The 21724-nt window shown below is 61.7% G+C and carries 20 protein-coding genes; 12 read left to right on the top strand and 8 right to left on the bottom strand.

The genetic code is table 11. The features are described 5' to 3' along the window. Positions 1 to 150: 150 nt before the first annotated feature. The 3 genes from KCG87_RS19530 to KCG87_RS19520 all read right to left on the bottom strand — a co-directional run bounded on the left by KCG87_RS19530 (position 151) and on the right by KCG87_RS19520 (position 4611). Positions 151 to 1434, bottom strand: a complete 1284-nt coding sequence (locus KCG87_RS19530; protein ID WP_134786729.1) for an FAD-binding oxidoreductase — start codon at positions 1432 to 1434, stop codon at positions 151 to 153. A 51-nt stretch (positions 1435 to 1485) separates the two neighbouring features. Continuing rightward, positions 1486 to 2976, bottom strand: a complete 1491-nt coding sequence (locus tag KCG87_RS19525; RefSeq protein ID WP_134786730.1) for an aldehyde dehydrogenase — start codon at positions 2974 to 2976, stop codon at positions 1486 to 1488. A gap of 258 nt (positions 2977 to 3234) precedes the next feature. Beyond that, on the bottom strand, positions 3235 to 4611 hold the full coding sequence (locus tag KCG87_RS19520; RefSeq protein WP_027611689.1) for a glutamine synthetase family protein: 1377 nt from the start codon (positions 4609 to 4611) through the stop codon (positions 3235 to 3237). 282 nt (positions 4612 to 4893) lie between these two features. Here KCG87_RS19520 and KCG87_RS19515 point away from each other — a divergent pair, with 282 nt between their 5' ends. The 5 genes from KCG87_RS19515 to KCG87_RS19495 all read left to right on the top strand — a co-directional run bounded on the left by KCG87_RS19515 (position 4894) and on the right by KCG87_RS19495 (position 10266). Beyond that, a complete protein-coding gene (locus tag KCG87_RS19515; protein ID WP_097088867.1) occupies positions 4894 to 5655 on the top strand; it encodes a gamma-glutamyl-gamma-aminobutyrate hydrolase family protein in 762 nt (253 codons plus the stop codon). A 368-nt stretch (positions 5656 to 6023) separates the two neighbouring features. Further along, positions 6024 to 7166, top strand: coding sequence for a polyamine ABC transporter ATP-binding protein (gene potA, locus KCG87_RS19510; RefSeq protein WP_041073459.1), 1143 nt, complete (start codon positions 6024 to 6026; stop codon positions 7164 to 7166). Between the two features lie 29 nt (positions 7167 to 7195). Beyond that, positions 7196 to 8077 (top strand): ABC transporter permease subunit, encoded by an 882-nt coding sequence (locus KCG87_RS19505; protein WP_171061872.1) that lies wholly within the window; start codon positions 7196 to 7198, stop codon positions 8075 to 8077. After that, positions 8074 to 8946: an ABC transporter permease subunit gene (locus KCG87_RS19500; RefSeq protein ID WP_103367711.1), complete on the top strand. Its 873-nt coding sequence runs from the start codon at positions 8074 to 8076 to the stop codon at positions 8944 to 8946. Before KCG87_RS19505 ends, KCG87_RS19500 begins: the two co-directional genes overlap by 4 nt. A gap of 222 nt (positions 8947 to 9168) precedes the next feature. Then, positions 9169 to 10266 (top strand): polyamine ABC transporter substrate-binding protein, encoded by a 1098-nt coding sequence (locus tag KCG87_RS19495; protein ID WP_210558691.1) that lies wholly within the window; start codon positions 9169 to 9171, stop codon positions 10264 to 10266. Between the two features lie 242 nt (positions 10267 to 10508). On the opposite strand, the gene thpR is transcribed toward KCG87_RS19495, so the two are convergent. Further along, positions 10509 to 11048, bottom strand: coding sequence for an RNA 2',3'-cyclic phosphodiesterase (thpR, locus tag KCG87_RS19490; RefSeq protein WP_210558690.1), 540 nt, complete (start codon positions 11046 to 11048; stop codon positions 10509 to 10511). Positions 11049 to 11153: 105 nt separating this feature from the next. Here thpR and KCG87_RS19485 point away from each other — a divergent pair, with 105 nt between their 5' ends. Next, positions 11154 to 11348 (top strand): hypothetical protein, encoded by a 195-nt coding sequence (locus KCG87_RS19485; protein ID WP_210558689.1) that lies wholly within the window; start codon positions 11154 to 11156, stop codon positions 11346 to 11348. A 252-nt stretch (positions 11349 to 11600) separates the two neighbouring features. Here the strand turns inward: KCG87_RS19485 and KCG87_RS19480 are convergent, their stop codons facing one another. Both KCG87_RS19480 and KCG87_RS19475 read right to left on the bottom strand, forming a co-directional pair. Further along, positions 11601 to 11954: a DUF1428 domain-containing protein gene (locus KCG87_RS19480; protein ID WP_134786733.1), complete on the bottom strand. Its 354-nt coding sequence runs from the start codon at positions 11952 to 11954 to the stop codon at positions 11601 to 11603. 2 nt (positions 11955 to 11956) lie between these two features. Continuing rightward, complete coding sequence (locus KCG87_RS19475) at positions 11957 to 13036, bottom strand: hypothetical protein (RefSeq protein WP_210558688.1); 1080 nt, start codon at positions 13034 to 13036, stop codon at positions 11957 to 11959. Between the two features lie 315 nt (positions 13037 to 13351). On the opposite strand from KCG87_RS19475, the gene KCG87_RS19470 reads away from it, so the two are divergent. After that, positions 13352 to 13624 carry a hypothetical protein gene (locus tag KCG87_RS19470; protein WP_210558687.1) on the top strand — a complete coding sequence of 91 codons (273 nt, stop codon included), beginning with the start codon at positions 13352 to 13354 and terminating at the stop codon, positions 13622 to 13624. A 45-nt stretch (positions 13625 to 13669) separates the two neighbouring features. On the opposite strand, the gene KCG87_RS19465 is transcribed toward KCG87_RS19470, so the two are convergent. After that, positions 13670 to 13876, bottom strand: a complete 207-nt coding sequence (locus tag KCG87_RS19465) for a hypothetical protein (RefSeq protein ID WP_096796473.1) — start codon at positions 13874 to 13876, stop codon at positions 13670 to 13672. 241 nt (positions 13877 to 14117) lie between these two features. On the opposite strand from KCG87_RS19465, the gene KCG87_RS19460 reads away from it, so the two are divergent. The 4 genes from KCG87_RS19460 to paoC all read left to right on the top strand — a co-directional run bounded on the left by KCG87_RS19460 (position 14118) and on the right by paoC (position 20072). Beyond that, on the top strand, positions 14118 to 15872 hold the full coding sequence (locus KCG87_RS19460; protein WP_210558686.1) for an L-lactate permease: 1755 nt from the start codon (positions 14118 to 14120) through the stop codon (positions 15870 to 15872). Between the two features lie 407 nt (positions 15873 to 16279). Then, the gene (gene paoA, locus KCG87_RS19455) at positions 16280 to 16927 is read left to right on the top strand and encodes an aldehyde dehydrogenase iron-sulfur subunit PaoA (RefSeq protein WP_316851793.1); all 648 of its coding nucleotides are present in this window, start codon (positions 16280 to 16282) and stop codon (positions 16925 to 16927) included. Further along, the gene (locus KCG87_RS19450; protein WP_210558684.1) at positions 16924 to 17880 is read left to right on the top strand and encodes a xanthine dehydrogenase family protein subunit M; all 957 of its coding nucleotides are present in this window, start codon (positions 16924 to 16926) and stop codon (positions 17878 to 17880) included. The genes paoA and KCG87_RS19450 overlap by 4 nt, the downstream gene beginning before the upstream one ends. Then, positions 17877 to 20072: an aldehyde oxidoreductase molybdenum-binding subunit PaoC gene (gene paoC, locus KCG87_RS19445; protein ID WP_210558683.1), complete on the top strand. Its 2196-nt coding sequence runs from the start codon at positions 17877 to 17879 to the stop codon at positions 20070 to 20072. The genes KCG87_RS19450 and paoC overlap by 4 nt, the downstream gene beginning before the upstream one ends. Before the next feature lie 181 nt (positions 20073 to 20253). Here paoC and KCG87_RS19440 read toward each other — a convergent pair whose 3' ends face one another. Next, entirely contained in the window at positions 20254 to 20730 is a 477-nt protein-coding gene (locus KCG87_RS19440) for a cupin domain-containing protein (RefSeq protein ID WP_210558682.1), read from the bottom strand. 97 nt (positions 20731 to 20827) lie between these two features. Between KCG87_RS19440 and KCG87_RS19435 the strand changes: the two genes are divergently transcribed. Then, positions 20828 to 21721: a LysR family transcriptional regulator gene (locus tag KCG87_RS19435; RefSeq protein WP_210558681.1), complete on the top strand. Its 894-nt coding sequence runs from the start codon at positions 20828 to 20830 to the stop codon at positions 21719 to 21721. The last annotated feature ends 3 nt before the right edge of the window (positions 21722 to 21724 follow it).

Raw genomic sequence — 21724 nt, 5'->3', positions numbered from 1 at the left:
GAACAGGCCCCTTCGCGAGCAAGCCCGCTCCCACAGTTGGATCTGTTTTGTGTCATTTAGCTTGGTAGCGGTTGTCAGGCCGCCATCGGCGGTATTGCTACAGCATTAAAAAAACCGGCGGGGTCTTGGGGACCGCCGCCGGGGAGGTAACTAGATGCCGAAGCGGTCGCGCAGCGAGTAGTAGACGGCGCCGAGGGCGGTCAACGGGGCGGAGAAGGTGCGGCCGCCGATCATTGGCATGTGCGGGAGTGAGGCGAAGGCGTCGAAGCGTTCGGCGTCGCCACGGATCATTTCCGAAATCAGTTTGCCGGCCAGGTGCGAGCAAGTGACGCCGTGGCCGCTGTAGCCTTGCATGTAGTAGGCGTTTTTCTCGATGCGGCCGAATTGCGGCATGCGTGACATGGTCAGCAGGAAGTTGCCGGTCCAGCGGTAGTCGATTTTCACGTCCTTGAGCTGCGGGAAGGTCTTGAGGATCTTCGGGCGGATCAGTTGTTCGATGTCGTCCGGTTCCCGCGCGCCGTAGACAACACCGCCGCCGTACAGCAGACGGTTGTCGGCCGTGAGACGGTAGTAATCCAGCAGGTAGTTGCAGTCTTCGACGCAATAGTTGTTGGTGATCAGGCTGCGCGCCTGCTTCTCGGTCAGCGGTTCGGTGACGACGATCTGCGAGCCGCACGGCATGCTTTTCGCGGTCACGCGGTTGTCCAGACCTTGCGGCAGATAGGCGTTGCCGGCGATCAGCAGGTACTTGGCGCGCACCTGGCCTTTGGCAGTACGCACGACGTTCGGCTCGCCGTACTTGATCTCCACGGCTGCCGACTGCTCGTAGATTTTGCCGCCCAGACGCACGATGGCCGCGGCTTCACCGAGGGCCAGGTTCAGCGGATGCACGTGGCCGCCCTGCAGATCCAGCAGGCCGCCAACGTAGGCGTCAGAGCCGATTTCGCGACGGATGTCGGCAGCGTCGAGCATCTTCAGGTTCTTGTTGCCGTAACGTTCCCAGCTGCGCTTCTGCTCGGCCAGGCCGTTGAGTTGTTTCTTGTTCATCGCCGCGAAGATCCCGCCCGGGCGGTAGTCGCATTTGATGTCGTATTCCTTGATCCGCGAACGGATGATATCGGCGCCTTCGAAGATCATGCTGCCGAGGATTTCCGCCGTCTTGTCGCCGTAGCGTTCTTCGATCACATCGACGTCGCGGCTGTAGGAGTTGACCAGTTGCCCGCCGTTGCGACCGCTGGCGCCGTATCCGACTTTCGCCGCTTCCAGCACCGTGACTTTATAACCGGCCTCGCTCAGAAACAGCGCCGAGGACAGGCCGGTGTAGCCGGCGCCGATGATGCAGACATCGCACTCGACCGACTCTTCAAGAATCGGGAAGTCGATGACTTCGTTGCGGGTGGCGGCGTAGTAGCTGTTGACGTGTTGTTGCTTCATTTTATTGTTCTCCGAGGGTCGCCCTTAGGAGCGACCACCGTTGTAAAAGAGTTAGAGCTTGATCCAGGTCGCTTTCAGCTCGGTGTACTTGTCGAACGCGTGCAGCGATTTGTCGCGACCGTTGCCCGACTGTTTGAAGCCACCGAACGGCGCGGTCATGTCGCCGCCGTCGTACTGATTGACCCAGACGCTGCCGGCGCGCAGGCCACGGGCGAAGGTGTGCGCCTTGCTCAGGTTGCTGGTCCAGACGCCGGCGGCGAGACCGAAGATGCTGTCGTTGGCGATCTGCAGCGCTTCTTCAACGGTGTCGAAGGTGATCAGTGACAGCACCGGGCCGAAGATTTCTTCGCGGGCGATGGTCATGGCGTTGGTCACGCCGTCGAAGATCGCCGGTTGCACGTAGAGGCCACCGGTTTCTTCGAGGGCGCGCTGGCCGCCGGCGATCAACTCGGCGCCCTGCTCGCGACCGATGCTGATGTAGCGCAGCACGTTGTCCAGTTGACGCTGATCAACCACCGCGCCGACGGTGGTCGCAGGATCCAGTGCGTGCCCCGGTTTCCACGCTTGCAGCGCTTCCACCAGCAGCGGGATGAATTGCTCGCGGATCGAACGCTCGACCAACAGGCGCGAACCGGCAGTGCACACTTCGCCCTGGTTGAAGGCGATCGCACCGGCCGCAGCCTGGGCGGCCGCGCGCAAGTCCGGAGCGTCGGCAAACACCACGTTCGGGCTCTTGCCACCGGCTTCGAGCCAGACGCGTTTCATGTTGCTCTGGCCGGCATAAATCATCAGTTGTTTGGCAATCGCCGTGGAGCCGGTGAAGGCCAGCACGTCGACGTCCATGTGCAGCGCCAGCGCCTTGCCGACGGTGTGGCCGAAGCCCGGCAACACGTTAAACACGCCTTTCGGGATGCCCGCGTCCAGTGCCAGTTGCGCGATGCGGATCGCGGTCAGTGGCGACTTTTCCGAAGGCTTGAGAATGAACGAGTTGCCCGCGGCCAGGGCCGGGGCGAATTTCCAGCTGGCCATGATCAGCGGGAAGTTCCACGGCACGATCGCGGCGACTACGCCGGATGGCTCGCGGGTCACCAGACCGAGTTGATCGTGCGGCGTGGCGGCAACTTCATCGTAGATCTTGTCGATGGCCTCGGCGCTCCAGCGGATCGCATTGGCGGTCGCCGGGATGTCGATGCTCATCGAGTCGCTGATCGGTTTACCCATGTCGAGGGTTTCCAGCAGCGCCAGTTCTTCCTGGTGTTGCAGGATCAGATCGGCGAAGCGGATCAGGATGCGTTTGCGCTCGGCCGGGGCTTTGTTGGCCCACACGCCGGAGTTGAACGATTGGCGCGCGACTTCGACGGCGAGGTTGGCGTCGGCTTCATCGGTGCTGGCCACGGAGGCGAGAAAACGGCCGTCGACGGGGCTCAGGCATTCAAAGGTGGCGCCGCTGATCGCCGGGCGATATTCACCGTTGATGAACGCGCGGGATTCGATGCTCAGGGACTGGAAGCGTTGTTCCCAGTCGTTGCGTGTGGTTGTCATTGTTGTGGCTCGACAAGGGGGAATTGGGGGTGTCGTGTCTGGCTTGAGATAGCTGCCCTCTCCTTAGCCCTCTCCCTGAGGTAGAGGGGACCGACCGAGTTGTCTCGGGAGTTGCGCCGACCTGAATGACCGAGTCGATTATGGATTCGGTAAAGCAGGTTCAGGTCGCAGGATTTCCCAAGCATCCCCGGGTCAGTCCCCTCTCCCTCCGGGAGAGGGTTAGGGTGAGGAGCTCTTGGCTTTTGAGGGCCGAAACCATCACACCGTATGCAGATACCAGTTGTACTCAAGGTCGGAAATCGAGTTCTCGAACTCGGCCAGCTCGCTTTCCTTGCACGCGACGAACACGTCGATGTACATCGGGTCGATGTACTTGGCCATGACTTCGCTGTCGTCCAGCTCGCGCAGTGCGTCGCGCAGGTTGTTCGGCAGGCTCTGTTCGTTCTGCTCGTAGCTGTTGCCTTCAACCGGCGCGCCCGGCTCGATCTGGTTGGTCAGGCCGTGGTGAATACCGGCCAGTACCGAAGCCATCAGCAGGTACGGGTTGGCGTCGGCACCGGCCACGCGATGCTCGATGCGCACGGCGTCGGCCGAACCGGTTGGCACACGGACTGCAACAGTGCGGTTGTCGATGCCCCAGCTCGGCGAGTTCGGCACGTAGAACTGCGCGCCGAAGCGGCGGTACGAGTTGACGTTCGGGCACAGGAACGCCATTTGCGCAGGCAGGGTCTCCAGCACACCGCCGATCGCGTGTCGCAGCGCGGCGTTCTGCTCGGGATCCTCGCTGGCGAAGATGTTGTTGCCTTCTTTGTCCAGGATCGAAATGTGCACGTGCAGACCGTTGCCCGCCTGGCCCGGATACGGCTTGGCCATGAAGGTGGTGTCCATCTCGTGGTCGTAGGCGATGTTCTTCACCAGACGCTTGAGCAGCACCGCGTAGTCGCAGGCCTTGATCGGGTCGGAGACGTGATGCAGGTTGACTTCGAATTGCGCCGGGGCGCTTTCCTTGACGATGGCGTCAGCCGGAATGCCCTGCTCTTTCGCGCCTTCCAGAATGTCCTGGAGGCAGTCGACGTATTCGTCGAGGTCGTCGATCAGATACACCTGAGTCGACACCGGGCGCTTGCCGGAGACCGGCGAACGTGGCGACTGCGGACGGCCGTTCACGTTGTCCTGGTCGATCAGGTAGAACTCCAGTTCGAACGCGGCGCAGATGGTCAGGCCCAGTTCATCGAACTTGCGCACCACGTTGGCCAGCACTTCACGCGGATCGGCGAAGAACGGCTCGCCCTCGATCTCGTGCATGGTCATCAGCAACTGTGCGGTTGGGCGCTTCTGCCACGGCTCGATGCTCAGGGTGCCCGGGATCGGGTAGCAGATGCGGTCGGCGTCGCCGATGTCCAGGCCCAGGCCGGTGCTTTCCACCGTGGAGCCATTGATGTCGAGGGCGAAGAGCGAGGCCGGCAGGTTGATGCCTTTCTCGTAAACCTTGTGAAGACTGGTGCGCTCGATGCGCTTGCCGCGCACCACACCGTTCATGTCTGCAATCAGAAGGTCGACGTACAAAACCTCAGGATGTTTCTTAAGGAATGCGTTTGCTTCGTTGAGTTGAACGGCACGCAGAGGGACCGACATGATGCACCTATTTAGCTGTTAATTATTATGTTCACCGCTGTTTCGCCGAGCCAGTCAATCCGAAAGGCAAAGTGAAGTCAATAGCGAACACCTGGCCGTTCAGCGTTTATTTTTCGGGCTTTTTTTAACACTCACGTGCCAATGCAGGCGCCGCAAGGCCTGGAATCATGAAGATTGGATGAACGGCGTTTAGAATTTTTTACATGGCAGTTGTTAATTAAAATCAACGAGGCTAAGCTCCGGAAAAGCTCGTTCAAGTGTCAAACTTCGAGGTGAATAAAAATGGCATTCAAGCCATTGATCGGCGTTACTGCGTGCGTCAAACAGATTGGCCTGCACCCCTATCACATCAGCGGCGACAAGTACGTACGTGCTGTCAGCGTTGGCGCTCAGGGTCTTCCAGTGGTCATTCCTTCCCTTGGCAAACTGACTGAAATCGAAGACCTGCTCGGTCAGCTCGACGGTCTGTTGCTGACCGGCTCACCCTCGAACGTGGAGCCCTTCCACTATCAAGGCCCGGCCAGCGAACCCGGTACGGATCACGATCCGGCGCGGGACGCCACTACCCTTCCTTTATTGCGTGCAGCCATTGCGGCGGGCGTTCCGGTACTCGGCATTTGCCGTGGCTTCCAGGAAATGAACGTGGCGTTCGGCGGCAGCCTGCACCAGAAAGTGCATGAGCTGCCGGGCATGCTCGATCACCGTGAAGCAGACAGCCCGGACGTGGCCGTGCAGTACGCACCGGCGCATGCCGTGAGCGTGCTGGCGGGCGGTGTGTTCGAAGCGCTGGCGTTGCCGGGCGAGTTCCAGGTCAACTCGATTCACAGCCAGGGCATCGACCGCCTCGCGCCCGGCCTGCGTGCCGAAGCGGTGGCGCCGGATGGCCTGATCGAGGCGATCTCGGTCGAGCACAGCCCGACCTTCGCCCTCGGCGTGCAATGGCACCCGGAATGGCAGGTGCTGGACAACCCGAACTACCTGAAGATTTTCCAGGCATTCGGCGCGGCCTGCCGGCAACGGGCAGCGCGACGCAACCAGCGCTGACTCAACCCAGGATTTCAAAACTGTTTACTGCCCCCACGGGGTCGGCGGTTGCGCGTGTGCGCATCCGTCATCCGTGAAAACAACAAACCGTAATAACAACAAGTACGACCCAGGCAGCCAGGAAGGCGGCGCCGAACAAGCCCTCGGCAGCGCAAGGTCAGTTAAGCATGCGCAATTCCCCCTGTAGGAGTGAGCCTGCTCGCGATAGCAATAGACCAGTCAACAGAGATGTCGACTGACATGGCCTCATCGCGAGCAGGCTCACTCCTACAGGGGATATGTAATGACTGAAATTGCGCTTACAGGCTTGCAATCCACTTAAGCCCGGCCACGTTGGCCGAGCGAACGAAACCTGTTGGGAGTTTCACATGGCAAACGCCTCCAGCACTTACCGGAAGGCACTTGAAGGCCACCAGCAACCGAAAAAGGTTCTGGTGAAAGTCGATCGTGTCACCAAGAAGTTCGACGAAACCACGGCCGTGGATGATGTGTCCCTGGAGATCCATCAGGGCGAAATTTTCGCCCTGCTCGGCGGCTCCGGTTCGGGCAAATCGACCCTGCTGCGCATGCTCGCCGGTTTCGAGCGGCCAACTGAAGGGCGGATTCTGCTCGACGGTGTGGACATCACCGACATGCCGCCGTACGAGCGGCCGATCAACATGATGTTCCAGTCCTACGCGCTGTTCCCGCACATGACTGTGGCGCAGAACATCGCCTTCGGCCTCAAGCAGGACCGTTTGCCGGCCAGCGAAATCGACGCCCGCGTCGAAGAGATGCTGCGCCTGGTGCACATGACCCAATACGCCAAACGCAAACCCCATCAGTTGTCCGGCGGTCAGCGCCAGCGCGTCGCCCTTGCCCGCTCCCTGGCGAAACGTCCAAAGCTGTTGCTGCTCGACGAGCCGATGGGCGCGCTGGATAAAAAGCTGCGCTCGCAGATGCAACTGGAACTGGTCGAGATCATCGAGCGCGTCGGCGTGACCTGCGTGATGGTGACCCACGACCAGGAAGAGGCCATGACCATGGCCGAGCGCATCGCGATCATGCATCTGGGCTGGATCGCCCAGATCGGCAGCCCGGTGGACATCTATGAAGCACCGGTCAGCCGCATGGTCTGCGAATTCATCGGCAACGTGAACGCCTTCGACGGCACCGTGGTGGAAGACCTTGAAGGTCACGCGATCATCCACAGCCCGGATCTGCAGCAGAAGATCTACGTCGGCCACGGCGTCAGCACTTCGGTGCAAGACAAGTCGATCACCTACGCGATCCGCCCGGAAAAAATGCTCGTCAGCACGCTCAAGCCAGAGACCCGCTACAACTGGTCCGAAGGCAAGGTGCATGACATCGCCTACCTCGGCGGCCACTCGGTGTTCTACGTCGAACTGCCCGGCGGCAAGATCGTCCAGTCGTTCATGGCCAACGCCGAACGCCGTGGCGCGCGTCCGACCTGGGACGACAAGGTCTACGTGTGGTGGGAAGACGACAGCGGCGTGGTACTGCGCTCATGAGAACCTTCAATCAGCAATTCCTGCGCCTGGTGCCCAGCGGGCGAAAGTTCGTCATCGGCATCCCGTTCATCTGGCTGTTCCTGTTCTTCATGCTGCCGTTCTTCCTGGTGATGAAGATCAGCTTCTCGGAGGCTGCGCTGTCGATCCCGCCGTACTCGGAGATCTACACCTACGCCGAACAGAAATTCCAGCTGATGCTCAACATCGGCAACTACACCATGCTCGGCGAAGACGAGCTGTACCTGTCGGCCTACCTCGGTTCGCTGAAGGTCGCGGCGCTGAGCACGCTGATGTGCCTGGTGATCGGTTTCCCGATGGCCTACGCAATCACCAAGGCGAGCAAGGAAGCGCAAAACGTCCTGCTGCTGTTGATCATGATGCCGACCTGGACCGCGATCCTGATCCGCGTGTATGCGTGGATGGGCATCCTCAGCAACAACGGTCTGCTCAATGCGTTTCTGATGTGGACCGGGCTCACCGACCACCCGATCGAGATCCTCAACACCAACACCGCGGTGTATATCGGCGTGGTCTACGCCTATCTGCCATTCATGGTGCTGCCGCTGTACGCCAACCTGGTGAAGCACGACGGCAGCCTGCTGGAAGCCGCGTCGGATCTGGGGTCGAGCAACTTCAACAACTTCTGGAAAATCACCGTACCGCTGGCCAAGAACGGCATCATCGCCGGTTGCATGCTGGTGTTCATTCCAGTGGTCGGCGAGTTCGTGATTCCGGAACTGCTGGGTGGCCCGGAGACGCTGATGATCGGTCGCGTGCTGTGGCAAGAGTTCTTCAATAACCGCGACTGGCCGGTGGCGTCTGCGCTGGCGGTGGTGATGCTGTTGATCCTGATTGTGCCGATTCTGCTGTTCAACCGCAGCCAGGCCAAAGAGATGGAGGCACGGGGATGAAACGCTTCGGTTTTTCCAAGTTCATGTTGATCTTCGGCTTGATGTTCATCTATCTGCCGATGCTGATTCTGGTGATCTACTCGTTCAACGCCTCAAAACTGGTGACGGTGTGGGGCGGCTGGTCGGTGAAGTGGTACGTCGGCCTGCTCGACAACACGCAACTGATGGGCTCGGTGGTGCGCTCGCTGGAAATCGCCTGCTACACCGCGATTGCCGCCGTCGCACTGGGCACCCTCGCCGCCTTCGTCCTGACGCGAGTGACGCGCTTCAAGGGTCGCACGCTGTTTGGCGGTCTGGTGACGGCGCCGTTGGTGATGCCTGAGGTGATCACCGGTCTGTCGCTGCTGCTGCTGTTCGTGGCGATGGCGCAGTTGATCGGCTGGCCGCAGGAACGTGGCATCGTCACGATCTGGATCGCCCACACCACGTTTTGTGCCGCCTATGTGGCGGTGGTAGTCTCCGCCCGCTTGCGTGAGCTGGATCTGTCGATCGAAGAAGCTGCGATGGATCTGGGGGCCAAGCCGTTCAAGGTGTTTTTCCTGATCACCATTCCAATGATCGCGCCGTCGCTGGCAGCGGGCGGAATGATGTCGTTCGCCCTGTCGCTGGATGACCTGGTGCTGGCGAGCTTCGTCTCCGGCCCGGGTTCGACCACGCTGCCGATGGAAGTGTTCTCGGCGGTGCGTCTGGGCGTGAAGCCTGAGATCAACGCCGTGGCCAGCCTGATTCTGCTCGCGGTGTCGCTGGTGACCTTCCTCGTCTGGTACTTCGGCCGCAAGGCAGAAGCCAACCGCAAGAAGGCGATTCAGGAAGCGATGGATCAGACGGCGAATGAGGCGTGGCAGCCTCAGCGCGCAGCCACCGCCTAAGCAACACCGATGAACACTGTGGCGAGGGGATTCATCCCCGATGGGTCGCGAAGCGGCCCCAAGCCAAGCACTTGCGGTGTAACAGGAACACCGCATGCAATGGTTTGGCGACTGCTTCGCAGCCGATCGGGGATAAATCCCCTCACCACAGCAAGCTCCCTCGCCACAGGTTTTACGTACACCCGGTTTGTGTTTTTGAATAAAAAGAATGGAGTTTCACCGATGAAAATGTTTGGCAGGACTCTGCTGACACTGTCCTTAATGGGCGCAATCGCCACGGGCGTCCAGGCCAACGACAAGGTGCTGCGTGTTTACAACTGGTCCGATTACATCGCGCCGGACACCGTCAAGAAGTTCGAAGACGAGACCGGCATCCAGGTGACCTACGACGTGTTCGACAGCAACGAGACCCTCGAGGCGCGTTTGCTGGCGGGCAAATCCGGTTACGACATTGTCGTGCCGTCCAACAGTTTCCTGGCCAAGCAGATCAAGGCCGGGGTCTATCAGCCGCTCGACAAATCCAAGCTGTCGAACTGGAAGAATCTCAACCCGGTGCTGCTGAAAAACGCCTCCGCCAGTGATCCGGACAACGCTCACGCGTTCCCGTACATGTGGGGCTCGATCGGCATCGGTTTCAACCCGGCCAAGGTCAAGGAAGTGCTCGGCGCCAAGGCCCCGACCAACTCCTGGGACTTGCTGTTCAAACCGGAAAACGCCGAGAAACTGAAGGCGTGCGGCATCAGCTTCCTCGACTCGCCGACCGAAATGATCCCGGCCGCCCTGCACTACCTGGGCTACCCGGTGAACGACAAGGACAAGGCGCACATCCTCGAAGCCGAAGCGCTGTTCATGAAGATCCGCCCGTACGTGGCGTACTTCCATTCCTCGAAGTACATCTCGGACCTGGCCAACGGCAATATCTGCGTGGCGGTCGGTTACTCCGGTGACGTGCTGCAGGCCAAGGCCCGCGCGGTGGAAGCCGGCAACAAAGTGCAGATCGACTACAGCATTCCGAAGGAAGGCGCCGGCAGTTTCTACGACATGGTCGCGATCCCGCGCGATGCGGCGAACGTCGAGAACGCCTACCTGTTCATGAACTTCCTGATGCGCCCGGACATCATCGCCGAGATCACCAACAGCAACGGCTACAGCAACGCCAACTCGGCGGCGACGCCACTGGTGGACGAAGCGATCCGCAATGACCCGGGTTCGTATCCATCGCAGGCGGTAATGGCGACGCTGTATGCGGTGCCGGATCAGCCGATTGCCACCCAGCGGATCATGACCCGCGGCTGGACCCGGGTGAAGCTCGGTAAATAACCGAATAACCCTGTGGGAGCGGGCTTGCTCGCGAAAGCGCAGTGTCAGGCACAGATGAATTGACTGACCTGACGCCTTCGTGAGCAAGCCCACTCCCACAGGAGATAGGTGTCAGCTTGAAAGTTTACGGTTTCCCGTTCACGCAGCGCCTTACCACCGCTGCACCCTGCAATGAACGGCCTCACCTGGCTCCCTCGGCTCAGGTGAATTTCAGGCGCCCTCGGGCGCCTTTTTTTCTGCGCTCAATTCAGTGGCCAATCCTGCAGAATCCGGTAGCGACCCTTGTGCGATTCGAACAAGGCAAAGCGCTCGGCGCGCAGGAAAAACTCCGGCGGCGTAGTGGCCTCCGGCGCCTCTGTTCGATAGTCACGGGCCAGGGTCAGGTGCGGGCGAAACTCGCGTGGTGATTCTTCGAAGCCGAACGGCAGCATCGCCTGCTCCAGCGCATACACCAGACGCAACAGGGCCGGCGGCGCCTGCTCCGGCGCCAGCGACAGGATCCCCGCCCGATGCCAGACCTGCAGGCGATCCAGCGCAATCTTCAATGGCTCACCCGGCGTGCGCACCTTGCCGGCGGCCTCGCAAACTTCATTGATCTGCGCCAGCGGCACAGCACCGAGAAACAGCAGCGTCAGGTGAAAGTTATCCGCCGGCACCGGTTTACCGGCGCGCAACCCCAGCTCGCCACGCCACTGAGCAATGGCCTTGCGCTGCGCCGGTGGGCAGTCGAGGGCGAAAAACAATCGCTTGAACGGTTCATCCCTGCGCGCATCATCGGTCATGGGCCAACTCCTTCGCTCGTCGATCAGCCGATTCTACACAGGCTTCTCTGACGACTGGCGACACCCGGCTATAGTTCAAGGATTGCCATCGAACCGGAGGTCGCCATGCGCGAGATCCTCAGCAAAGAACCGTGGTGGGCCCGGCCACCCAGCCCAGGGCAGGATGAAACCGAGCTGGAATGGGGCTGGCTGGTGCATTACAGCGAAGGTGAACCGCGTTTCGAATTCGTCCGCGAACGGCCAACGGAAGAGCAAATCCGCCACCGCAAAAGCTGCCGAATCACCCCCTCTCCAGAGTGACCACAGGCCATTGTGGGAGCGGGCTTGCTCGCGAAAGCGGTGGGTCAGCCATGAAGATAGTGGCAGTGCCGACCCCTTCGCGAGCAAGCCCGCTCCCACAGGGTTTCGCAGGATGACGACAATCGTGGGCACACCACAACTCCAGGGTGGGAGCGGGCTTGCTCGCGAAAGCGGCGGGTCAGCCATGAAGATAGTGGCAGTGCCGACCCCTTCGCGAGCAAGCCCGCTCCCACAATGGATTTGCGCTGGTCTTCAGGATTCAAGAAGGTTCTTGAAGCCCCCAAAGATCATCCGCTGCCCATCAAACCCCATCGGGTTGACGTCCGGTTGCATGCGCGGGTCGTCCATCATCTTTGCCATGCCGGCATCGCGGGTGGCTTTGTCGGGCCAGATCAGCCAGCCGGACGACACCGTCTCGCCGTCCTTGAGTTTTACCGCCATCGGGAATGACGTGACTTTGCCGTCCGGCACGTCATCGCCCCAGCACTGAACCACCTCCTTCGCTCCGTATTCCTTGAACAGTTTCGCGGCGATCTCACAGTGTTTTTTGTACTGTTCGCGATTGGCATTCGGCACGGGTGCTACAAAAATATCGATGTAAGCCATGATCACTCTCCTTGCACGTTGGGTTCAATCTGCCGGGTAGTCGATTGCGGCGGCTGCCATTCGTCACGATTCACGCCCTGCCCGACCGACGGTTGTTCGCCCCCGCCAAGGCTGCCCTCGACCTGCCCGGCGATATGCAGGGTTCCGGCCATGACCCCGGTGGTCGGGTTCTGCAGCAATTTCGCCCAGGCCTTGTCGAACGTGCTGCCCAGGCTGCTGCGAATCAGCGCTTCGCTGTCGGGCCGGTCGTTGGCCTGGATGATCGCGCGGATGCCCGCCACACCGATCGAGATCACCCCGCCGACCAACTTGCCCGCCGCAGCCGCCACCGCACTGGCCGCTCCGCGCGGAGCCATTTCCGCCTCCATCCGCTGGCTGGCGCGTTTGGCCACGGGGGCCATGCCGGCGTCGGTCGAAGCGATGCCCTTGCTGCCGCCTTCGGTGTGGATCTTGTCGATCAACGCGGCATACGCCGGCAAGGTGTTCAGCGGCTCGGTGCTGATGACCTGATAGAGCGACGCATCCCGCGCCGGCGGCGGCCCGAGGGCAATCGCCGGGACCTTTTGCAGACGCCCGTTGAGCTGGGCCACCGGCACACCGTAACGCTGGGCGATGAGCGGCATCTGCTGGGCCATCAGTTGCGCGTAGAACGCCGTGGCCTGCCCGAGGATCGCATCCGGATCGATCTCCACCGCCACCGGTTCCAGCACTCTTTCCTGATATTGCTCAAGCAGATAGCTCGCCAGGCGCTTGGCCGACGCATCCTGCTCGCCGCCGGCACTGATGGTGTACCAACTGACCTTCATCGACAGCCATTCCTGGGTCCAGTAGCTGCTGAACCACGGAATGAAATTTTCTTCAGTTTGCTGATAGACGCGAGTGCGCCAATGTTCCATCGAGCCACGGGCAAATACTTTGACTTGCTCGGTGGATTGCTGCGAGGCGCTGACGATGTCGCGATCGATCTGCTGCCAGGTCGCCGCCGATACCACCACTGCTCGCGGCGCCACCGGGGCCCGCGCCGAGGAGGCACAGCCAGCCAGCAGACACAGTGCGGCGAGGCTCAGCGCACGCAGGTTCACGGTGGTGGAGTCCTTGAATGGAGGAAAACAGATTTGAGTATAGGTGCGGGTATTGGGCCATTTGTCGTTTGTGGCCGGACGGGCGCTCTCACTTTGAAATGCGTTCCCCCTGTGGGAGCGGGCTTGCTCGCGAAAGCGGTGGGTCAGCCATGAAGATGTTGGCTGTGCCGGCCCCTTCGCGAGCAAGCCCGCTCCCACAGGGGGAAGCATCAACCATCAACGCCGTCGATATTCACCATCGCCACGATTGCCTTCCGCCCGCCGCCCGGCGAAGGCACGATTCACCCATCCGAGACGCAACGAGGAGTACCCATCATGATTCGCACCATCACCCTCTCCGTGAGCTTCCCGGTGTTCGGCAGCAACTACTACGACCAGCAAGTCGTCTCGCGCAAGACCCAGGCGCTGCTGTTCAACGAAGATTTCGACGATGTGCTGATGCCCGCCGCGAGCAATCATTTCAGCAATGAAGTGGTCGGCATCAACGATCAGTTCCGCTTTCTGAGCGACGTACTCGCCACCCATTTGCTGGATCTCGAGGCCACCGCGCCTGCGCATTCCAGCGTCCGGGCGAGCGCTCATTTTTAATCGACGAGGGCGTTCCCGTTGCGGGAACGCCCTTTTGATTACTACTCAGTCATCGTCGCGATCACGATAGTAACGACGCCCGTCGCGACGACCATCGTCGCGGTCATCCCAACGCCGGTCATGGTCGTAATAGCGCCCGTGATCACGGTCGTAATGTCGTCCGTGGCGATGATCATCATCAAAGTCCGCCACACAGCCAGCCAGCAAAACAGCGGCGGATATCGTCAACAGCAAGGTTGTTGCACGCTTCATTCAAACTTCCCTAACACCAAGGTCTTGACCACGGAACGGCTGTCACTGCCCGCGCCTTCAGGACGCAGTGCGCGCAGCCGCTGATACGACCGGACAAAAGGACTTTGATTCACTGCCCGACCACGACCGTTGATCGGCCCGCCGCCAGCATCCGGGCAGCGGCGAAATGCCACCTATACTGCTTCTTAGCGACTCCCACGCAACGGATCTGCGCCTCGATAACAACAAGCAGAGGTGGATCATGGTCTGGCAGCAAATTTACGACCCGTTCGGCAACCCGCTGATCTCCACGCTGATGGCCGCGGTGCCGGTGGTGGTGATGCTCGCGGCGCTGGCGTTCTTTCACGTCAAGGCGCATCTGGCCGCTCTGTTGGCGTTGGCGTCGGCCCTGCTCATCTCGATCTTCGCCTTCGGCATGCCAGCGAGCATGGCCGGCTCTGCCGCGCTGTTCGGCGCGGCCAATGGCTTGCTGCCGATCGGCTGGATCGTGCTCAACATCATCTTTCTGCATCGCCTGACCACCGAGAACGGCTCATTCAAAGTGCTGCAGGACTCCCTCGCGCGGATCACCGATGACCGGCGTTTGCAGTTGCTGCTGATCGCGTTCTGCTTCGGCGCGTTTTTCGAAGGCGCGGCCGGGTTCGGCACGCCGGTTGCGGTGACCGGGGCGATTCTGATCGGCCTCGGTTTTTCGCCGTTGGCCGCCTCGGGGCTGGCGTTGATTGCCAACACCGCCCCGGTGGCGTTCGGCGCCCTCGGCACGCCGATCATCACCCTGGCCAAGGTCACCGGGCTGGATGAGATGGAGCTGTCGATGATGGTCGGTCGACAGCTGCCGTTTTTCTCGGTGCTGGTGCCGTTCTGGCTGATCTGGGCGTTTGCCGGGTGGCGCAAGATGCTGGAGATCTGGCCGGCGATTCTGGTGGCCGGGGTCAGCTTCGCGGTGCCGCAATTCCTCGTGTCGAACTACCACGGGCCGATGCTGGTGGACGTGATCGCCGCGCTGATTTCCATGGCCTGCCTGACCCTGTTTCTGCGGGTCTGGAAACCGGCGACGGTGTACACCTCGGCCGCCCTGTCCGGGCGGGTCGACAACTCCCGGGTCGAGGAAGAAAAAGTCACCGCCAGCGCCGCATTCCGCGATCAGGCGCGCCCGGCGGTGATGCGTGCGTGGATGCCGTGGATCATCCTCACGGTGTTCGTGTTTGCCTGGGGCACCCAGGGCTTCAAGAACGTCTTCGACGTGCGCCCGGCGCTGGATCCGGTAACCCATTCGGTGAAACTTGATGCGCAAGGCAAACCGCTGAATGAGGCCAACCCGATTTTCTCGCCGGCGCTGACCTTCACCACCCTGCACCTGCAAGTGCAGAAAGTCCCGCCGGTGGTGCCGGCGCCGAAAGCCGAAGAGGCGATCTACAAGTTCACCTGGTTCACTGCCACCGGCAGCGGCATCCTGCTGGCGGCGATTGTCGGCGGGCTGCTAATGGGCTATTCGATCCCGCAACTGATCAAGCAATACCTGCGCACGTTGTGGGTGGTGCGCTTTTCGCTGATCACCATTGCCGCGATGCTGGCGCTGGGGTTCCTCACGCGTTATTCCGGTCTGGACGCCACCATGGGGCTGGCGTTTGCCGCGACCGGGGTGTTCTACCCGATGTTCGGCACCCTGCTCGGCTGGCTCGGCGTCGCGTTGACCGGTTCGGATACGGCCTCGAACGTGCTGTTCGGCGGACTGCAACGAGTGACCTCGGAACAACTGGGCATCAGCCCGGTGCTGATGGCAGCGGCCAACAGTTCCGGCGGGGTGATGGGCAAGATGGTCGATGCGCAATCGATCGTGGTCGCCTCCACCGCCACCCGCTGGTATGGGCATGAGGGCGAGATTCTGCGCTACGTGTTCTTTCACTCGATCGTGCTGGCCATCCTGGTGGGCGGGCTGGTGACATTGCAGGCGTATGTGGCGCCGTTTACGCACATGGTGGTTGGCGGGCATTGATGTCGCTTGTAGGGGCCTCTTCGCGAGCAAGCCCGCTCCCACATTTGGACTGCATTGCCCTTTGGGAACAAGCTATTTCCCCACCAGGATTGCATTCTCCGTGGGAACAAACCCATTCCCACATTGGAATGCATTCCCAATGTGGGAGCGGGCTTGCTCGCGAAAGCGGTGTGTCATTCAACTCATAGACGAACTGTTCCGACGCCTTCGGGAGCAAGCTCCCCTTCCACATTGATAGGCATGCCCCCCAAATTTGGCTATGTCGATCAGAAGATTGATGAGCCATGCGCATAACTCTATAGCGCAAATCCGCAAAAACCTTTTCCCCTCCGCGCAGGTCATTCCAAGAACGAGACCGGTAAACATGCCGGCGCGCCCGTTTGGGCCCTTCAATCCCTGCCGTCCTGATTAAGCCAGAGAGGAATCGAAGCATGACGATTTCCCGACGAAGATTCCTGATCCTCGGCGCGGTGACCGCCACCGCGTTTGCAATGCCCCCCTTCATTAGCCTCAAGGCCTACGCGGCCAGTCTGGAGCAACCCGCCATGGCCAAACTGACGATCAACGTCAACGGTAAACCCCAAGCCCTTGAGGTGGACAACCGCACCACCCTGCTCGACGCCCTGCGCGAGCACCTGCACCTGACCGGCAGCAAAAAAGGCTGCGACCACGGCCAGTGCGGTGCCTGCACCGTCATCGCCGACGGCCGCCGGATCAACTCCTGCCTGACGCTTGCGGTGATGCATGAAGGCAGCGAGATCACCACCATCGAAGGCCTGGGCATGCCCAACAACCTGCACCCGATGCAGGCCGCGTTCATCAAGCATGACGGCTACCAGTGCGGCTATTGCACGCCGGGGCAGATCTGTTCGGCGGTGGCGGTGCTCAAGGAAATCCGCGAGGGCATTCCCAGCCACGTCAGCCCGAGCCTGACCGAAGCCCCGCAACTGATCGCCAGCGAATTCCAGGAACGCATGAGCGGCAACATCTGCCGCTGCGGCGCCTACTCGAACATCATCGAAGCCATCACTGAAGTCGCGCAGGTGCCAGCATGAGAGCGTTCAATTACAGCCGCGCCGATTCCCCCGCCGCAGCAGCAGCGCTGGCGGCGCAGGTCGAAGGCGCGAAATTCATCGCCGGCGGCACCAACCTGCTGGACCTGATGAAACTCGACATCGAAACCCCGTTGCACCTGATCGACGTCAACCACCTGGGCCTCGATCAAATCGAAGCCACGCCTGAAGGCGGATTGCGCATCGGCGCGCTGGTGCGCAACACCGATCTGGCCGCTGACAGCCGCGTGCGCAAGGATTACGCGTTGCTCTCCCGCGCTCTGCTCGCCGGGGCCTCGGGCCAGTTGCGCAACATGGCGAGCACCGCCGGCAACCTGCTGCAACGCACCCGCTGCCCGTACTTCTACGACGTCAATCAGGCCTGCAACAAACGCCAGCCCGGCAGTGGCTGCGCGGCGATTGGCGGGGTCAGTCGGCAATTGGGGCTGATCGGCGTCAGCGACGCCTGCATCGCGACCCACCCGAGTGACATGGCGATTGCCATGCGCGCCCTCGATGCGCAGGTTGAAACGGTGAAGCCGGACGGCAGCACGCGCAGCATCGCCATCGCCGATCTTCATCAACTGCCGGGCAACACGCCGAACATCGAAACCAGCCTCACGCCCGGCGAGTTCATCACTTCGGTAACCCTGCCGGCCCCGGTTGGCGGCACGCACATTTATCACAAGGTGCGCGATCGCTCGTCGTACGCTTTCGCGCTGGTGTCGGTCGGTCTGATCCTGCAAAAGGACGGCAGCGGCCGTGTGGCGGTCGGCGGTATTGCGCCGAAACCGTGGCGGGTGGAAGCCGCCGACGCGTTGCTGCCCAAAGGCGCAGAAGCCGTCAGCGAACGCTTGCTCGACGGTGCCACGCCAACCCACGACAACCAATTCAAACTGACCCTGGTCGAGCGCACGCTCGGTTCGGTGTTGGCGCAAGCGAGGGATGAAGCATGAAATTCGACACGCCCGCCACCACCAACCCGATTGACCAGCTCAAGGTCGTCGGCAAACCCACCGACCGCATCGAAGGCCCGCTGAAAACCAGCGGTCAGGCGCCATATGCCTACGAGCAGCACGAGGCCGTGGCGAATCAGGCTTACGGTTTCATGGTCGGCTCGGCCATCGCCAAGGGCCGCATCAGCCACATCGATCTCGACGCCGCCGAAGCCGCGCCCGGCGTGCTGGCCATCGTCACCGCCGCCAATGCCGGCAAGCTCGGCAAAGGCCAATACAACTCGGCGCCGCTGCTCGCTGGGCCCGAGGTGCAGCACTATCACCAGGCCGTGGCGCTGGTGGTCGCCGAGACCTTCGAACAGGCCCGCGCCGCAGCGCAACTGGTCAAGGTCGATTACGTCGCGGCCAAAGGCGAGTTCGAGCTGGCCAACGTGCTTGACCAAGGCGTCGAAGACGACGAGTTGCCCGACGTCACCCACGGCGATTTCGACAAAGCCTTCGCCGCTGCGCCGGTGCAGTTCGACCAGACCTACACCACTCCCGATCAGTCCCACGCGATGATGGAGCCGCACGCGACCCTGGCCGCGTGGAAAGGTGATCATCTGACCTTGTGGACCTCCAACCAGATGATCGCCTGGAGCGTCGGCGACGTCGCCACGACCCTTGGCCTGCCCAAGGAAAACGTGCGCCTGATCTCGCCGTATATTGGCGGCGGCTTCGGCGGCAAACTGTTCATTCGTGCGGACGCAATCCTCGCCGCCCTCGGTGCGCGCCTGGCCAACCGCCCGGTGAAAGTCGCCCTCGCCCGCCCGCAAATGGCCAACAACACCACCCATCGCCCGGCCACGATCCAGCGCATTCGGATGGGCGCCACGGCGGACGGCAAGCTCAGCGCCATCGCCCACGAAGGCTGGTCGGGCAACCTCAAGGACGGCAAAGTCGAAGTCGCCGCGCAGCCGAGTCAGTTGCTCTATGCCGGAGAAAATCGCCGGGTGACCATGCGCCGGGCGCCGCTGGATCTGCCCGAAGGCAACTCCATGCGCGCGCCGGGTGAAGCGCCGGGGCTGATGGCGCTGGAGATCGCCATGGACGAAATGGCCGAGCAGCTCAAGCTCGACCCGGTGCAGTTCCGCATCCTCAATGACACCCAGGTCGACCCGGTGAAAACCGAGCGTCCGTTTTCCCAGCGACACCTGATCGAATGCTTGCAGACCGGTGCCGAGAAATTCGGCTGGAACCAGCGCAATGCTACTCCCGGCAGCCGTCGCGAAGGTCGCTGGCTGATCGGCATGGGCGTCGCCGCCGCGTTTCGCAACAACCTGCTGCTGAAGTCCGGCGCCCGGGTGCGGCTGGAGCGCGACGGCAAGGTCACGGTGGAAACCGACATGACCGATATCGGCACCGGCAGCTACACGATCATTGCGCAGACCGCGGCCGAGATGATGGGCGTGGACCTGGCGGACGTCAGCGTGCATCTGGGGGATTCGACCTTCCCGGTATCGTCCGGCTCCGGTGGCCAGTTCGGCGGCAACTGCTCGACTGCCGGGGTGTATGCCGCGTGCATGAAACTGCGTGAAGCGGTGGCGACGAAGCTGGGCATGAGCGGTAGTGATGTCGAGTTCGCCGACGGTCAGGTGCGCGCCGGCGGCAAGACCCTGCCGCTGCGTGATGCGGCAAAAGATGGCGTGGTCGAGGCCGAGGACAGCATCGAGTTCGCCGACCTCGCCAAGCAGTATCAGCAATCGACTTTCGGCGCGCATTTCGTGGAGGTTGCGGTGGATGCAGCGACCGGCGAAGTCCGCGTGCGGCGCATGCTCGCGGTGTGCGCGGCGGGACGGATTCTCAACCCGAAAGCCGCACGCAGCCAGGTGATCGGCGCGATGACCATGGGCGTCGGCGCGGCGTTGATGGAAGAGCTGGCGGTGGACAAGCGGCTGGGCTTTTTCGTCAATCACGATCTGGCCGGATACGAGGTGCCGGTGCATGCCGACATCCCGCATCAGGAGGTGATTTTCCTCGATGAGACCGATCCGATTTCATCGCCGATGAAAGCCAAGGGTGTGGGGGAACTGGGGATTTGCGGCGTGAGCGCGGCGGTAGCGAATGCGATCTACAACGCCACCGGGGCGCGGGTGCGTGAGTATCCGATTACGCTGGACAAGATCCTCGATTCGTTGCCGGAGATGACCTGAGCAACCTGGAAAAGCCCCTCACCCTAACCCTCTCCCAAAGGGAGAGGGGACTGACCGAGTTGTCTTATGGGATGCGCCGACATGAGAGGTCGTGTCGATTATGGACTCAGCGTAGTGCTCACAGACATCCCCCAATCGGCCCCCTCTCCCTCCGGGAGAGGGCTGGGGTGAGGGAACCGCGTCACTCGGATCGCAAATACTGCTCAGCACTCACCTGCTCCATCCACTCCACCACTTCACCGTCCAGCACTTCGGCAATCGCAATGTGCGTCATCGCCGTGGTCGGTGCGGCGCCATGCCAGTGCTTCACCTGCGGCGCGATCCACACCGTATCGCCGGGACGGATCTGTCGAACCGGCTGACCCCACTCTTGAACAAAACCTGAACCGGCGGTGACGATCAACGTCTGACCCAACGGATGGGTATGCCACGCCGTGCGTGCGCCGGGTTCGAAGGTCACCGTGGCGCCGCTGACACGCGCGGCATCGCTGCCCTTGAACGGCGCGTCAACACGCACAGTGCCGGTGAACCAGTCTGCCGGGCCTTGGGCCGAGGGTTGCGAGCCGTTGGGGGTGACAATGACGCGCGGGGATTCGTTGGCCTGGGTCTCACCCGCAAGTAAGGACAGGGTCAGTGCAGAAGCGGCAATCGGGTTCATGGCGATGGTCTCCGGTGATCAATAGCCGCACTTTACCGAGCCGTACTCTTCAAATAATCGACTAGAATTCGAAAAAACTTATGCAGGACACTCATTAATGCTTCGAGAAAACGCCAGTGACCTGCTCGCCTTCCTCGCCGTGGCCCGCGAGCGCAGCTTCACCAAAGCCGCGGCCAAACTCGGCGTCTCGCAATCGGCGCTCAGCCATACCATCCGCGCCCTTGAAGCGCGTATGGGCCTGCGCCTGCTGACCCGCACCACGCGCAGCGTCTCACCCACCGAGGCCGGCGAACATTTGCTGCAGACCATCGGCCCGCGCTTCGAAGAGATCGAACAGGAACTGGCGGCCCTGAGCAACCTGCGCGAAACCCCGGCCGGCCGGATCCGCATCAGCGCCACCGACCATTCGCTGAACTGGCTGCTGCGCCCGGTGCTCAAGGAATTCCTGCCCCAGTACCCGGACATCGCCGTCGAGGTGATCTGCGATTACGGTTTCGTCGACATCGCCGGACAAGGCTTCGACGCCGGCATTCGGCTGGGCGAAGACGTGGCCCAAGGCATGATCGCCACCCGCATCGGCCCGGACATGCGCATGGCGGTGGTCGGCTCGCCGGCCTATTTCGCCGACCGTACACACCCGCAAACGCCAAGAGATTTGACTGACCACGCCTGCAACAACTTGCGCCTGCCCACCAACGGCGGGCTGTACACCTGGGAATTCGAGAAGGGTGACGAAAGCCTCAAGGTGCGGGTGTCCGGGCAAGTCACACTGAACGGTGTCTACCCGCTACTCGACGCCGCAGTCGACGGTTTCGGCCTCAGCTACATTCCGGAAAATATCGTCGCGCCGTATCTGGCCGACGGGCGTCTGGTGCAAGTGCTGGCAGACTGGTGCCCGACGTTTGCCGGTTATCACCTGTATTACCCGAGCCGACGGCAGGCGGCGCCGGCGTTTGCGCTGTTGGTGGAGGCGTTGCGGTATCGCGGCTGACCG

Origin of the sequence: Pseudomonas sp. MWU347, from assembly GCF_017947305.1 — a bacterium.
Lineage (GTDB): Bacteria > Pseudomonadota > Gammaproteobacteria > Pseudomonadales > Pseudomonadaceae > Aquipseudomonas > Aquipseudomonas putida_A.
This window is presented reverse-complemented; position numbering and strand designations above follow the sequence as displayed.

Bases quoted from the DNA above. Each gene is read 5' to 3' on its own strand.
- KCG87_RS19530 (WP_134786729.1), bottom strand. From the start codon at position 1,434: ATGAAGCAACAACACGTCAACAGCTACTACGCCGCCACCCGCAACGAA.
- KCG87_RS19525 (WP_134786730.1), bottom strand. From the start codon at position 2,976: ATGACAACCACACGCAACGACTGGGAACAACGCTTCCAGTCCCTGAGC.
- KCG87_RS19520 (WP_027611689.1), bottom strand. From the start codon at position 4,611: ATGTCGGTCCCTCTGCGTGCCGTTCAACTCAACGAAGCAAACGCATTC.
- KCG87_RS19515 (WP_097088867.1), top strand. From the start codon at position 4,894: ATGGCATTCAAGCCATTGATCGGCGTTACTGCGTGCGTCAAACAGATT.
- potA (WP_041073459.1), top strand. From the start codon at position 6,024: ATGGCAAACGCCTCCAGCACTTACCGGAAGGCACTTGAAGGCCACCAG.
- KCG87_RS19500 (WP_103367711.1), top strand. From the start codon at position 8,074: ATGAAACGCTTCGGTTTTTCCAAGTTCATGTTGATCTTCGGCTTGATG.
- KCG87_RS19495 (WP_210558691.1), top strand. From the start codon at position 9,169: ATGAAAATGTTTGGCAGGACTCTGCTGACACTGTCCTTAATGGGCGCA.
- thpR (WP_210558690.1), bottom strand. From the start codon at position 11,048: ATGACCGATGATGCGCGCAGGGATGAACCGTTCAAGCGATTGTTTTTC.
- KCG87_RS19485 (WP_210558689.1), top strand. From the start codon at position 11,154: ATGCGCGAGATCCTCAGCAAAGAACCGTGGTGGGCCCGGCCACCCAGC.
- KCG87_RS19480 (WP_134786733.1), bottom strand. From the start codon at position 11,954: ATGGCTTACATCGATATTTTTGTAGCACCCGTGCCGAATGCCAATCGC.
- KCG87_RS19470 (WP_210558687.1), top strand. From the start codon at position 13,352: ATGATTCGCACCATCACCCTCTCCGTGAGCTTCCCGGTGTTCGGCAGC.
- KCG87_RS19465 (WP_096796473.1), bottom strand. From the start codon at position 13,876: ATGAAGCGTGCAACAACCTTGCTGTTGACGATATCCGCCGCTGTTTTG.
- KCG87_RS19460 (WP_210558686.1), top strand. From the start codon at position 14,118: ATGGTCTGGCAGCAAATTTACGACCCGTTCGGCAACCCGCTGATCTCC.
- KCG87_RS19450 (WP_210558684.1), top strand. From the start codon at position 16,924: ATGAGAGCGTTCAATTACAGCCGCGCCGATTCCCCCGCCGCAGCAGCA.
- paoC (WP_210558683.1), top strand. From the start codon at position 17,877: ATGAAATTCGACACGCCCGCCACCACCAACCCGATTGACCAGCTCAAG.
- KCG87_RS19440 (WP_210558682.1), bottom strand. From the start codon at position 20,730: ATGAACCCGATTGCCGCTTCTGCACTGACCCTGTCCTTACTTGCGGGT.
- KCG87_RS19435 (WP_210558681.1), top strand. From the start codon at position 20,828: ATGCTTCGAGAAAACGCCAGTGACCTGCTCGCCTTCCTCGCCGTGGCC.